10 protein-coding genes are annotated in these 13,272 nt (G+C 35.8%); 7 read left to right on the top strand and 3 right to left on the bottom strand.

The features are described from left to right. The 6 genes from WDB87_RS04120 to WDB87_RS04095 all read left to right on the top strand — a co-directional run. Positions 1 to 865: CHAT domain-containing protein (locus WDB87_RS04120; RefSeq protein ID WP_337849147.1), on the top strand; the 865-nt coding region annotated here is incomplete at its 5' end. A 174-nt stretch (positions 866 to 1,039) separates the two neighbouring features. Continuing rightward, the gene (locus WDB87_RS04115; protein WP_337849146.1) at positions 1,040 to 1,528 is read left to right on the top strand and encodes a hypothetical protein; all 489 of its coding nucleotides are present in this window, start codon (positions 1,040 to 1,042) and stop codon (positions 1,526 to 1,528) included. Next, the gene (locus tag WDB87_RS04110; protein WP_337849145.1) at positions 1,518 to 1,922 is read left to right on the top strand and encodes a hypothetical protein; all 405 of its coding nucleotides are present in this window, start codon (positions 1,518 to 1,520) and stop codon (positions 1,920 to 1,922) included. The genes WDB87_RS04115 and WDB87_RS04110 overlap by 11 nt, the downstream gene beginning before the upstream one ends. A gap of 7 nt (positions 1,923 to 1,929) precedes the next feature. After that, positions 1,930 to 2,349, top strand: coding sequence for a hypothetical protein (locus WDB87_RS04105; protein WP_337849144.1), 420 nt, complete (start codon positions 1,930 to 1,932; stop codon positions 2,347 to 2,349). A gap of 79 nt (positions 2,350 to 2,428) precedes the next feature. After that, the gene (locus WDB87_RS04100) at positions 2,429 to 2,866 is read left to right on the top strand and encodes a hypothetical protein (RefSeq protein WP_337849143.1); all 438 of its coding nucleotides are present in this window, start codon (positions 2,429 to 2,431) and stop codon (positions 2,864 to 2,866) included. Positions 2,867 to 3,448: 582 nt separating this feature from the next. Further along, positions 3,449 to 7,825, top strand: coding sequence for a tetratricopeptide repeat protein (locus WDB87_RS04095; protein ID WP_337849142.1), 4,377 nt, complete (start codon positions 3,449 to 3,451; stop codon positions 7,823 to 7,825). 52 nt (positions 7,826 to 7,877) lie between these two features. Here the strand turns inward: WDB87_RS04095 and WDB87_RS04090 are convergent, their stop codons facing one another. The 3 genes from WDB87_RS04090 to WDB87_RS04080 all read right to left on the bottom strand — a co-directional run bounded on the left by WDB87_RS04090 (position 7,878) and on the right by WDB87_RS04080 (position 11,698). Next, positions 7,878 to 8,531, bottom strand: a complete 654-nt coding sequence (locus tag WDB87_RS04090; protein ID WP_337849141.1) for a hypothetical protein — start codon at positions 8,529 to 8,531, stop codon at positions 7,878 to 7,880. Positions 8,532 to 8,681: 150 nt separating this feature from the next. Continuing rightward, complete coding sequence (locus WDB87_RS04085) at positions 8,682 to 11,396, bottom strand: hypothetical protein (protein ID WP_337849140.1); 2,715 nt, start codon at positions 11,394 to 11,396, stop codon at positions 8,682 to 8,684. Further along, positions 11,393 to 11,698 carry a hypothetical protein gene (locus tag WDB87_RS04080; RefSeq protein ID WP_337849139.1) on the bottom strand — a complete coding sequence of 102 codons (306 nt, stop codon included), beginning with the start codon at positions 11,696 to 11,698 and terminating at the stop codon, positions 11,393 to 11,395. The genes WDB87_RS04085 and WDB87_RS04080 overlap by 4 nt, the downstream gene beginning before the upstream one ends. Before the next feature lie 196 nt (positions 11,699 to 11,894). Between WDB87_RS04080 and WDB87_RS04075 the strand changes: the two genes are divergently transcribed. Further along, positions 11,895 to 12,719, top strand: coding sequence for a hypothetical protein (locus tag WDB87_RS04075; protein ID WP_337849138.1), 825 nt, complete (start codon positions 11,895 to 11,897; stop codon positions 12,717 to 12,719). The last annotated feature ends 553 nt before the right edge of the window (positions 12,720 to 13,272 follow it).

The following is a 13,272-nucleotide window of genomic DNA, read 5'->3' as shown; positions in this document are numbered from 1 at the left end:
GAAACCCACTGGTATTGCTATTCACCACGATGATGCGATTGGTACTCAGCGGCCAATTCCTTTTGTAAAGGCAGAAACAAGTATTATTAATGCACTCACACAAAGTGAGTCTGTTACCAGCGCGTATGAAACACAGCAACTGTGGCAACAAGAAGCAGCAAAAACCTATGATAACTGGCATTTTAGCTGTCATGGGCAAGTGAATAACCAATCACCCGCACAAACTTTATTAGTGCTGGATGCTAAAGAAAACCAAACCTTAGGTATGTCACAATTATTGGGTAGCCAACAACGCCCAAGAGTTGTTGTGCTCAGTGCGTGTGTTGTTGGGCAAGTACATCACATGGAAGGAGAGCCTATTGGGGTAAATGCAGGGTTTCAGCTGAGAGGGAGTGACTATGTTATTGCGCCTACTCAGCCGGTCTCTGATTTTTATATGCCATTGTTTATGGCGTTATTTTATCAAGCGTGGAATAAACTCAAAAAGCCAGATGAGGCATTGATTGCAGCTAAGCGTCAATTAACTACAGGGGATTGGGATAACAAAGCACATATCGAAAAATTACTGCGAGAAGCTTATATTCCTGTTCTCACACAGCAACTTCAACAAGCGTTGATTCAAAGGAAGCCGAGACAAAAAGTAATACCTATTACATTGGGATGGTTTTTACCTGATACGTTACAGACTAAATTTAATAACATGTCGTCAAAAGATTGGTCTGAGCTTAGTAAAGAAAGTGCCGCTAAAGAAATAAGCCAAGAAATCATAAGCTACCTTATTAACCAGCGAACTAATCTGCCGGAGCATGAAGTGAGGCACTTGTGCACTTGGGTTAAAGGATTTGGTCAAATAAGAAATACCTAATTAATACTCCTGAATATTAAACAAAAAAGCCAGTAATTTTATTACTGGCTTTTTAAATCCCCCTAAAAAATACCTATCTGCTTACTTACCGAAAGCATCGAGTTATTAATTCATTGCTTATAAATTTCGCAACTTATTTAGCAGAAAACTTAATCAACAAAAGTAGGTAACGTTATGTCTTTAAAATATAAAACCAGAACAACAACTGATAACACTAGCGGCCGTGCATGGCTACTGCTTTTCATCTCCATTATTGGAGCCTTTTTATTGCGCAATAATGTGAGTTCTGAAATGTTCACAAATGCCTTAGATATTGCGGGGCCAACCCTACCTTTTTTGGTTTTTTTAATCAGTTATATGCTCACGATATATTGGCGAGTATTTATTTTGCGCAAAGAGCCAAATGCTGAGCGTTTATCTGATGTTTTTCATGCAGAAGATATGGGAGATGTTGCTGCTACGCTTGGCCTTATTGGTACTATCATTGCCATGGTGTCTGCTGCAAATACGGGTGAGAAACTTGATGTCACCATGTTTTTACAGTCACTCATTAGTACTTTAATTGGTATCAGTGCCTATGCCGTAAGTAAATTTTTTAGTTCTACGTTTGAACGTGTGCTTACTCGTCGTCAACCTGCCCAAGGAAACAATCATGCCAAATAATTCCACACTAAAAAAATTACCTATAAGAGCGCGAAAAAGTTCACCAATTGACCGTTTCTTTCTTGAAATAGTTTTAGGTCTGGTCGTGATTATGATTATAAGTTGGAGTCCTGAAAAAGGAGTTTCGCCGATATCTCCTGATGAACTGACGAAACCCCAAGAGCAGGCCCCACAAGGTGGGGTTTCTTTGAAAAACAAAAAGGTTGCTATTTCTCCAAGTGGATATTGGCTTGATGGAAAACTTATATCTAAAGAGCTGCTGTTTGAAGAGCTAAAAAAATCATCGGTTGATCTGATTGCATTAGAGCCAAGAGACAATACAGAGTGGAAGCAAGTAGCAGAACTTTGGTCCAACTTAAATGACAACAATTACAATGTGACGTTAAGCCACTAGGAGCACAATGATGAATATACTTACCAAAGACATGCTAAATGTTGCAACGGGTGTTAGTTTTTCGGTTTTGATGTTGACCTTAATAACTGAGTTTGGTTTTAACTTTAACGAGCCCATTGAGGTCATGGCTAGTGCAAAGGTGTCGTCATCAACGCAATTGACACCTGATGATGTGCCTACACCAGTTAGTAATGCTGACTATAAAGTGCCTGAAGAAGAGAAGAGAGCAACACAAATAGCAGTCAAAAACGACAAAAAGGTATTAGAAAAACAAAAAAAACTGCTAGCTCAGGCAACATCAGAGAATGTTAAACAGTTTACTGACCATTATAAGCAATTGCCGAATGGGAATAAATCACCTGCCAAAGCCAACTTAACTACGAATAACGCAGTGACACTTGCTACATTGCGAACGATTAAAAATTAATTCCCCCTAAATTAAGTCGTTCTACCTAGGTTGTAGGTGAATTGTTCACCTACAACCAACTATAAAAAGGATACAGCTGATGAAAAATTTACTTTTAGCTATTATGTTTTGTGCACTACTGTTTTGTGGATATGTACAATATTTTAAACACGATTCGCCAAGTGTAAGTACCTGCACTGAAATTGGTAAGTTGGTCGAAAGTATTGAACCAATGCAAGAGCGAATTCTAGAGTGTGGAACTCATCTTCTAAGTGTGCCTGATGGATTAATAAATGATAATAAGCCTAAGCCTCACTTTCAGCCCGAAGCCATTGCCAATAATGAATACAGCGTAGAAGCTCTTGACCTGACCATTGATTTAGATGATACGCCAGATGACATTGAACGTGCTGTTGAAATGGTTTTACCCCCTACAGATAAATCTGAAGTTGATAGTAAAGAAGCACTAAAGCAGGCAATGGTCGTTTTAAATAACTTAAAAGCAGAGTTTGTAGTGCTAGAAAAAACGTCTCAATAACACTAACAAGCATGATTTTTTGCTCTAGAACCTAGGGAACAGTTACTAATGAGTAACTGTTTTGTAATAATTTTAACTGCTAACTCCCTTGAATAAAATCATCTTGCTTTATTAATGCCAATAATGGTTTCGTAATTAATGTTAAGGAATTATATGAGGGAAGTTTTAATCACTATTTTATTAACATCTTTATTGGTAATACTTATTTCAGTAGGATGGTTTTTACCAGATACGTTAGGGGCTAAATTTTTCAATATGTCATCAGAGATTGGTCTGAGTTAACTAAAGAAGTTGTCATTAAAGAAAAAAGCCAAGCAATCATAAACTACCTTATTAACCAGCGAGTTAATCTGCCAGAGAATGAAGTGTGGCATTTATGTACTGGGTTAAAGGCTTTGGTCAGGCGCGTTGATCTTGAATACATTAAACTCTATCTATGCGTTTAGATTTAATTTTAAAGCTGTTGCAAGTGTTTAAGGTGTTTATTTTATGTTATTTTTTAGCAGTTTACGACCGTGTTTTTTAAATTCAGTATTTTCTCAATAGGCTCAATTAACAAATGAATATAAAAAAGGAATGTTAATGTCAGAACTTGAAAAGTTTGATTTGCAAATGGTGAAAGCCGTTCTTGAGCCATATAGCCATAAAATAGAATTAACAGAAAATGAAGTGTTATTTGTAAAGTCGTTTAAAAATTCTATTATCAACCAAACTAATTTATTTCAATTAGAGGAAAATAAGACCTATTTATCCATTAAAAATATAGATGAACAAGCAGCTTTTGAAATTTTAAGTAAATTGATTCAAGAATCGATGGACAGAGAATTGTATAAAGATGCAGTTACTCTAATAACTTTAAGACTTCGAATTGAGCTTTCTATTTATGACGAATTACATCCCTCTATACTAATTAGTTTAATGAAGTTAGCCGAGTGCTTAGCTTTGTCTGATGACACAGCTAAGGCTAAACCTTTGTATATGGTTTGCATCTTTATTACCGTTGAACGACAAGGAGAAAAGCACTCAAGCTTGTTACCAATACTGAAGTATTTAGCCTTTTGTTATGAGCAAGAGAAAAATTATGAAAGTGCTCTCATTTACAATAAATCTGGTTATGAGTTATCAAAAAGTATCAATGGTGAAACAGATGTAGAAACAACAGTATTTCAATACCACTTGGCACATTGTTATGAGAAATCTAATCATTTTAATAAAGCGTTACCTATTTATTTAAAGTGCTACGATAATCAAGTGAAACTATTCGGAGAAGATTCTCGAAAGGTCATTGAAACAGCCTTTTCTATAGGGTTTTGCTATTTAGCGAATGATGATCCTTATAATGCCCTACCATTTATTAAAAGTTCTTATAATTACTATTTAAATGCTTGCGAAGGAGAAGGGCATGCAAAATTGTGTCGAGAGTTTTTATATCTTTGTTATTACAGTTCTGGAGACATAGAGAATGCCCTTTATCTGTGCCAATTGGAATATAAAGATACTAAAGAACTCTATGGTGATTCGTGTGTTGAAGTCCTAGATACTTTAAATAAATTAGCCCATATTTATTTGGAACTAAACGATATGGCGAATGCACAGTTGTTTTGTCAAAAAAATTACGATGTTCACCGAAAGGTATTAGGTGAAAGCCATAAGCGTACTATTTCTAGTTTAGCTTTTCTATCAAATTATTATAGCCAATCAAATCAACCTAAGCTGGCATTAACATATCGTCAAAAGGTGTATGAATTGGCGAATAAGGTCTTAGGCTCTGATGACAAGGCTACCCTTACCTATATCAATAATTTAGCTAGCTCTTACCATGACATTGGAGATAATGATAGTGCTCTAAAGTACGCACAAATAAGTTATAGTGAGCATGCAAGGTTGTTGGGCGAAGAGCATAAACAAACTCGTTTCTCTTCAAATGTATTGGCTGCCAAATACATAGATAATGATCAAGCGGAAAATGCCCTTCCTATTTTACAAGAATGCTATTTACAAGATATTCCTTTAATAGATAAAGGCCATAGAGATGGTTTATCCAATATTTATACATTAGCCCGTTGTCATAAAGAGCTAGGCAACACCAAAGAGTACATATATTTTACTAAATTAAATTATGATAAACACGTTGCTATTTTAGGTAACGAACACCCGAAAACAGTTGAGGCTAGGAGCTATTTAGCAGAATGCTTTGCAAGTATAGGTTCTTTTAATGAAGCTATTTTACATTTGGAGATGTGCTTCCAGTTCAATAAGAAAAACTTAGGTGATAATCATATTACTACGCTATTTTCCTTACAAGCAATTGCGAGTATACATGCTAAAAATGGTGATAAAGCTCGGGCGTTGAAAATATATCGGAAATGTTTCGATAATATGCGTTTTACTTTAGGAGAAAAGCACCCTAGCACACTCAGTTGCTTGTCATGTATGGCCACATGTAGCTTATTTCTAGATAACCTTACTGAATCATTTACAAATATTCGCTATGTTTATAAAAATAAATTTAAAATTCATGGGAAGTATCATTCCTCTACATTGTCTTCTTTACATGATCTAGCAATGTGGTATCTGAGAGCAAAAAAATACAGGGAAGCAGAGTCCATATTAAGAAAAGTTTATTTGCGTAGAATAAATATATCTCACTCGTTACATCCCGATGTTATCTCTTGTTTGAATGATTTAGTCGCTCTGTTTATCAAAACCGATCCTAAAAGTGCTATTCCTTCATTATTAGAGCTAATTGGTCTTTTATTGTTAACTAAAGGAAGAGATTATGATTGGTTTAAACAAGTATCTGATGTCTTTACTTATACAAAAGTACTTACTGATAGGTTTCTAATTGATACCAAACCTTTTTGTTTACATGAGTTGAGTCAAGTTATCCAAGAGGAGATTGATTTTGCTGAAAATGAACAGAGAGAACGTTTTAAACAGAAGTTTGTTAAGGTACATAGTATATGGTTAGGGATAGCCATTAAACACTCTCCAGAGGATATACCAAGCATTCTAGCTGCTATGCTAGGTCGAGACTTAGCAGCATTGATGTTAACGGAGCTTGAAGTAAGGGAGGCTGAATTCTCAGATGATGACCTCCTTAAACAATACTTAGTTGTAATACGCAAATTAAGAATGCTAAAGCTTGATTTGCGGCTTATTTATTGCGAAAAAAGTGGCTTGGATGATCTAGATTGTGATAGTTCTCGAAGCTTTGTTGATCGAAATACGGTTGAGACATTGACCGTTGAAGAATATAAGCATGGAAATATTTATCGTGATGAGATTTTTCAACATAAAATAGCTGAACTTGAAGAGTTAATGGCTCAAAAGTCAGAGTTAGAACTAAATAGCGATTTTTTGTTTTCACGTCAACATTTGTGCGTCACACCTAAAAAGTTAACCGAGCATTGCAATAGTAATGAAGTTGTTGTCTTATTGTTTGATGTTCAAGAATTGAATGATGAAGAAAATAATCAAGCAACAACCCAGGTATATGCTTGCGCTATCCATAATGGATATGTTGTTTATTCTGCACCATTAAATTTTAATAAGGTTTATAACTATGTAGATGCATATATAAAGTATCATGATAATCTGTATCTAGGGCAGCGAGGAGGGCTAAGGGGCTTTTACTCATCTTCTAAAGCAGAGCAAGAGGGCACAGTAAACAAAAAAACATTTAGTAAACCACTAAATCATTTTGTTATCTTTAATAACGAAGTTATTAGAGCAGTAGAAGCTCCTAAAAAGTGTTTCAATGATATTTTAAAGTTCTCCACGGGTATTGCTGCTAATGATGACCACTTCGCTAAAGGTGAATATGTTTCACTTTCAGGTGTAGTGCCAATTGATACTCCTTCATTGATGAACGCTGAGCTTAGCGCTCTTGACGTGCATATTAAAAAGCATTTTTGGCAACCATTACAAATATTGTTGCCGCAAGTTAATCAATGGCACGTGATTAGTCATAGTACTAAGTTGCATAGCTTACCTCTTCACAACACAGCGCCAGAGAGACATCAAGTAAACAGTTACCCAGGTATCTTATTTTTTTACCAACGTCATCATCATGACGATCTATCGCCAGAGCGTTCAATGAAACCCACTGGTATTGCTATTCACCACGATGATGCGATTGGTACTCAGCGGCCAATTCCGTTCGTACATGCAGAAACAAGTATTATTAATGCACTTACGCAAAGTGAGTCTATAACTAGCGCTCATGCAACACAACAACTGTGGCAACAAGAAGCAGCAAAAACCTATGATAACTGGCATTTTAGCTGTCATGGGCAAGTGAATAACCAATCACCCGCACAAACTTTATTAGTGCTGGATGCTAAAGAAAACCAAACCTTAGGTATGTCACAATTATTGGGTAGCCAACAACGCCCAAGAGTTGTTGTGCTCAGTGCGTGTGTTGTTGGGCAAGTACATCACATGGAAGGAGAGCCTATTGGGGTAAATGCAGGGTTTCAGCTGAGAGGGAGTGACTATGTTATTGCGCCTACTCAGCCGGTCTCTGATTTTTATATGCCATTGTTTATGGCGTTATTTTATCAAGCGTGGAATAAACTCAAAAAGCCAGATGAGGCATTGATTGCAGCTAAGCGTCAATTAACTACAGGGGATTGGGATAACAAAGCACATATCGAAAAATTACTGCGAGAAGCTTATATTCCTGTTCTCACACAGCAACTTCAACAAGCGTTGATTCAAAGGAAGCCGAGACAAAAAGTAATACCTATTACATTGGGATGGTTTTTACCTGATACGTTACAGACTAAATTTAATAACATGTCGTCAAAAGATTGGTCTGAGCTTAGTAAAGAAAGTGCCGCTAAAGAAATAAGCCAAGAAATCATAAGCTACCTTATTAACCAGCGAGCTAATCTGCCGGAGCATGAAGTGAGGCACTTGTGTACTTGGGTTAAAGGTTTTGGGCAGGTGCGTTGATATAATCTAATTGATGAGCCCATAAGTTATTTATGGGCTCATCATCAATATGTTATAGAGTAATTAGCTCATTGGTTGCATGCCAAGAGCCTGACGCTTTAACTTGTGTGATTTTCACTAATAAATTTTCACCTTTGACTGTGTAAGTGGCTTTCAGCCGCTGTGCATGACCACTAAAAGGCATAGATAACAACTTATCTTCTAACGCTAGTTGTTTTATCTTTGGCCAATACATTAATACCCTAGTCGCGCTATTTGGCAGTCTTCCATTCCAAATTTTAGCCGCTTCATTTGTGACAACACGTACCATACCTACCGGTAACTCATATGTTCCATGGGCTACTACTCTTAGGTTATTATTAATTAGTCCTACAACCTTATTATTACCGCCACGAGTTAGTACAATTTTACCGCCATTATTAATTACCCATTTAAAATATGCATTTGGGTTAGTTGTACTGGCCTCTAAGACAGGGAGAGTGTCTTTGCTCCCTAATGTTGAAGATGTTTTGGTTAGAGTACCTCGCAGTATTTTTTTCGGTTTACTTGCAGGTTCTTTTATTGCCAAGTTTTCTTTAGGCTGAATAATAGGATTTTGGGCTGTCTGAACAATTGGGGTGACTGTTGGTAATAACAACTTATAAAAAAGTAGTATTGCCAAAACACTCATAGATATAACGGATAATTTATTTTTAAAAATTTTCATTTTATGACCCTTTAATAATTGAAAGTAGTAATGATTCAAGTAGTAAGCAGGACTATTTTTTTAGGGGGAATGGGCTTAGCGCGAGTTCGAAATTAATAACCTTAAGTCACAACAAAATAAGGTTATTAATTTCACAGGGTTTTAGTCAATTTAGCTATTGTTTTTAATGGGTATATAAACAGGCTCTATGACGGTGGGTAGCGTTATTTTCCATAGGGCTGAAACAACAGCCCTAAACTCTCTCAAGTGTGAGTGATTAAGTAAATTAGCAGAAAACTCTGGCGCTGCATCTGGGCGTTGGCTATTTAAGTCAGGCAGTAATATTGTTGGCATATCTTTTAAGAACGGAGCTATACCAATCCCGTTATCTGTAAAACCAAACAACCCCGTTTCACATAAACTCAATGCCTTGGATTTAGGCATTGTTTTTAACTCAGAAGTATCAATAAAGTGAGAAAGATTTAACAATAAAGATTGCCAACAAGGAAGCAACTTGTAGGGTTCCAGCTGCATTACAATGGCACCTGTCTGAGCGTCCATTATTAAATGGTTCTCGTCAAGCGAGAATTTATAACACAACTTCCATTCAAGGTTATGTTGCTGTTGTTTTGATTTTGCAAACCAACTAAAAGGCTGGCTAAGAGTGTTTATGTAGTGTTGGGCATATTTAGCTTTTACAAAGTCAATACCATAAGTATTCTCAATTGGGTTAGTGTTCTTTATTACCGGTTTGCAAGCCGCTGCGTATAGTTTGCTTTCTGCTTTAGCCAAATTATCAATTTCACAATGTGGGATCTGTACTAAATGCTCTTGTTCACCAATTTGAATAATGGCTTCACCAATTTTATCTGGCAAGATTTTATTCTTTAATTCGTTATGATCTTTTACTGCTGATCTAAAAAAGACTTTTGTGGCGCAATTACGACTGATATAAGTAGGAATATCGGATAACACTTGAGTGATATAAGTGCCGAAAAGCTTGAATTTTCTCGCTTGTTCAAACAATACAGAAAGTAACTGTTTGGCTTCTTTTACTGTTGTTGCCTCTTCAATCCAGATCCTAATTGAGTTGAAGTTATCTTTACCAAAACGATAAAACTGTTGCCTTTGGTGATGAAAAAGTTGTGCTGTGGTAAAAATTACAAACGCTGCGCGACTTCTTGGGTCTTGATAAGCAGAAAGATCAAATACGGTTAAATTATTGCTCAAGTATGTTTCAATGTCTTGACCATCAGAACGCAATAACAAGATAAATGGATATATTTGTGATTTTGTGTTGTGATCTTCTATTTTCTCAAGTTTCTTCCGTAACTCTAAATTAGACCACTGCTCGGCTAACCCTTGGCCGATAATATCTCTGATCAATGATATTTGAATATTGCCCATCTGCGGTGCTGATGATTTAATTGAATCTAATATACTTTCTCGCTGTAAGTCCAATGGTTGTCCTTCAACAGCCCTTAGTACTTGGAATGGAAAGCCTACTTCAGCAATGTCTATAAACTGACTTTTGTAATTATTATCTGCGATAGCACTACAAAATGCTGGGTATTCGCCATGCATGTCAAAGATAATGTTATTGTCAGTACATTGTGCTGTTTTTTGTTGTACAACCCAGTGCTTTAGCGTATTACTTTTGGTTTCACCTGAGCTACCTGCAAATAACATATGTTGGTTGGGTACTATGTCACTACTCCAGTATATGTCCTCACCAGTACGAGATTTACCAATATTAATTACATTTTTATTTGTTGTATTAGAGCTGGATGGATTTAAAGCAACTAAAGGCATTTTATCATCGATGTCTGCTCTTTGAATTGAAAATGGAAGTGATTCAGACATTAGTAACATAACTGAAACTTCTTCAACATATTCTTCAATATATCGGTAAGGGATACGGCAAATTCCAGGACCTTCTTCTGATTGATTAGCCCACTCCTCTCCCCAACTATTTAGTACAATTATATAACCGCCACCTGGGTATGAATCATCTTGGCAATAACCAACAGCAGTCATAGCGTGATAACCAATAAGCTTCTCATCAGGTAGAGGGCAATTAACTTCTCCATATGTTCGGGTATATGCATTATTAAAGCTGGAATAAAGAGGTAGTCCGATGGGAATAGGTCGAGGTGATAGCTCTACATGGCCCGAAATAAGTGACTTTATGATAGGTAGGGCAAGTGATGGCTCATGAGAATAATAGCCTAAGTTAAATTTATACTTTTTAGCTGATTGAAGTATAAACTCACTTGGGAGAACTTGGTGGTCATCATCGTGTTCTTCCCATGGTTCATAAGGCATTAAACTATCAGGGCAAATGCCCCAATTTTTGATTGCTTTTAGTGCGTAATAAGCACAACTACCAGCTTCACTGCTACCCATTTCATGATGGATTAACTTATTATAGAATTTTTTAGAAAACTTAACTTCGTTACCTGAAATAACTTGGGCAGTAACCCCGTGCGCCATAGCTTCGCAAGTAGGATATATTTTCTGATCTTCTACCCCAAATGCCAAGGTATCATTTTTTACGTCAGCCTTAGGTGGGCATGATGATGTGTCAGGCCAATAGGTAATAGGTCGTTGGTCCTGTATCGATTCATTAGACTTTTTACACAACCCTAAAGAATATGATTCTGCTTTGGTTGCTGAAAAAAGCACCTGTTGTTTTAATTTATAGGAGGAAACAATTGCTTCTAAACTATCAATATCAATTTTCAATAATTCAGATAGTTTCTTATTGTTTTCACCATTGTCTGTATATGCAGCCAAGTGTTGCATATTTCGAAAGCCGTGCTCAGATATTAATAATGCTTGCAAGGTATCAAATTTAGAGAATTCGTTCTTGTTGCATTGACTCATAACATCTCTCCTTGTGGCATAAAACCTGTGCTGATTGGTTCTTCAATGTTTTCATCACTTTGTTGAAAAAGCATGCCTAATACATCTAGCAAAATATTAAAACCTTCACGATTAACACCGAGTAAATTAGAAATGGTCATATCTAACTCTCGATGACAAAGTAGTGCAATGAAGTGCTCAGGGCTACTTATTCCATACGCAGTTAGAGATTCAATTTGTTGTCTTGATAACAGCGCATTTAAATTTGCTGTTATCTCTTTATCAGCATTCAAGTAGAAAGGGTTTAAATTGTTGTCAGTCATAACTCACCTATTTGTGTGAAGGATTCAATCAATAGGTAAGCACTGATTTTTTAGGGGGAATGGCTTTAATAAAGCTTTACGTTGACTAAACAAGACCGTTTTTTGTTTAAAAAGGAGAGTTCCCCTAATTAAAATATGCCGACTTACTAGTCAGTAAAAATTGTTTTGCTATTAAATAGACTATTAAGGAAAAATCATGAAATCAATTATTCGTAAATGCCTCTCTTCTAATTCTAAAATTGGGTTTAATGTAAGTCGTGTATGTTCTGCTTTATCATCGGCTTTTGAAATTAAAAAATATCAAATTCGATTACGTCTTCTTATAAATAAATATAATAATTCTTTGTTATTTTCTGATGTAGGCAAACAGATTAATAGCAGGGGGGAGTTATCTCGTTCAAACTGGTTAGGCTATGGTAGCTGTAAAGATTTTTGTGTGGCACTGTTACCTCAGTATTCATTAAACAGAAATAAAACAGGCTTAAGTTTAACATCCTTTAATAAATTTATGATTGGAAGGCAAAAACAGTACGGTTATAGAGGCGATGCTAATAAGTTTGTTAATGGTTATCCGCAATGGTTAAATTCACTTATGGTTTTCGCTTTAGTAACTCCAAACAGTGCAACAGCTTCAACACCCACATTAACGCGAAAGGCAGTAAATAAGCAGTATAGTGAATTTAACATTGCTAATAATAGTGTTTATGATACTTGTTTCATACCTGAGCAAGTAAAGAAGGTTGAAACACCTGAAATTAAGAAGGTAGTGAAGCGTACTGTATATCCTCCTTACCAGGGTGATAAGTTGCGTATTAGTCGACATGCAAGAATACGCATAGCTAGTTTATACCCAGGATCTGAAAATGAAATTTTACATTATTGTAAAAAAAGCTTTATAAAGCTTAATGACTTTGTTGGTAATAGTGAGTTTAGCTATATCATCCCAAAACATGATTTAAAGCTTATTATTCGTAATAAAATGCTAATTGCCGTAGCAACGAATAAATTTGAAATGGCTTAAACAAATAACACAATATGTAGTTGGTGCTTTAGGCAGGAATCAGCGCAATGTCTAAAGCACCATTTATTAAGCATTTTTAAAACACTTTTTTAGATTTATATCAGTAAATTTATAAACAATAGAGATTTATTTTGATGAAACTCTCATGCTTTAGTTGTTGGCCGCACTTAACGTTGATACGTTTTTCATTGGTGCAATTAGGACTAGTTTGCAGAGGGAAGTATAAGGTGAACAATATTATATTTAGGTATTGCATAAAATTAAAAGAACAGTTTTTACATATTTAATATAAGGTTTAGCTCAAAAATTGGTAAAAAGTGTTCACTTTTTTTTGTGCCACAATCAGGTTTAGTACGTATTTTCAGCTGTGTGGTTTAAATCGAAACTACATGAATCAAATCCTACTGGCATTCTTCTCTGCGCAGTAGACGCCAAGTTCCAGTTGATTCAAAGACGAAACAGAAAACATGCCCCTCTTACTATTCAATAATCCCCCTTAAAAAATTTTCTTTACCTATTCCACGACAATACAGTCATTTATTTAAATAAGTAG

It is taken from the genome of Pseudoalteromonas sp. C12FD-1 (assembly GCF_037414265.1).
Taxonomy (GTDB): domain Bacteria; phylum Pseudomonadota; class Gammaproteobacteria; order Enterobacterales; family Alteromonadaceae; genus Pseudoalteromonas.
This window is presented reverse-complemented; position numbering and strand designations above follow the sequence as displayed.

Bases quoted from the DNA above. Each gene is read 5' to 3' on its own strand.
- WDB87_RS04110 (WP_337849145.1), top strand. From the start codon at position 1,518: ATGCCAAATAATTCCACACTAAAAAAATTACCTATAAGAGCGCGAAAA.
- WDB87_RS04100 (WP_337849143.1), top strand. From the start codon at position 2,429: ATGAAAAATTTACTTTTAGCTATTATGTTTTGTGCACTACTGTTTTGT.
- WDB87_RS04105 (WP_337849144.1), top strand. From the start codon at position 1,930: ATGATGAATATACTTACCAAAGACATGCTAAATGTTGCAACGGGTGTT.
- WDB87_RS04080 (WP_337849139.1), bottom strand. From the start codon at position 11,698: ATGACTGACAACAATTTAAACCCTTTCTACTTGAATGCTGATAAAGAG.
- WDB87_RS04085 (WP_337849140.1), bottom strand. From the start codon at position 11,396: ATGAGTCAATGCAACAAGAACGAATTCTCTAAATTTGATACCTTGCAA.
- WDB87_RS04115 (WP_337849146.1), top strand. From the start codon at position 1,040: ATGTCTTTAAAATATAAAACCAGAACAACAACTGATAACACTAGCGGC.
- WDB87_RS04095 (WP_337849142.1), top strand. From the start codon at position 3,449: ATGTCAGAACTTGAAAAGTTTGATTTGCAAATGGTGAAAGCCGTTCTT.
- WDB87_RS04090 (WP_337849141.1), bottom strand. From the start codon at position 8,531: ATGAAAATTTTTAAAAATAAATTATCCGTTATATCTATGAGTGTTTTG.
- WDB87_RS04075 (WP_337849138.1), top strand. From the start codon at position 11,895: ATGAAATCAATTATTCGTAAATGCCTCTCTTCTAATTCTAAAATTGGG.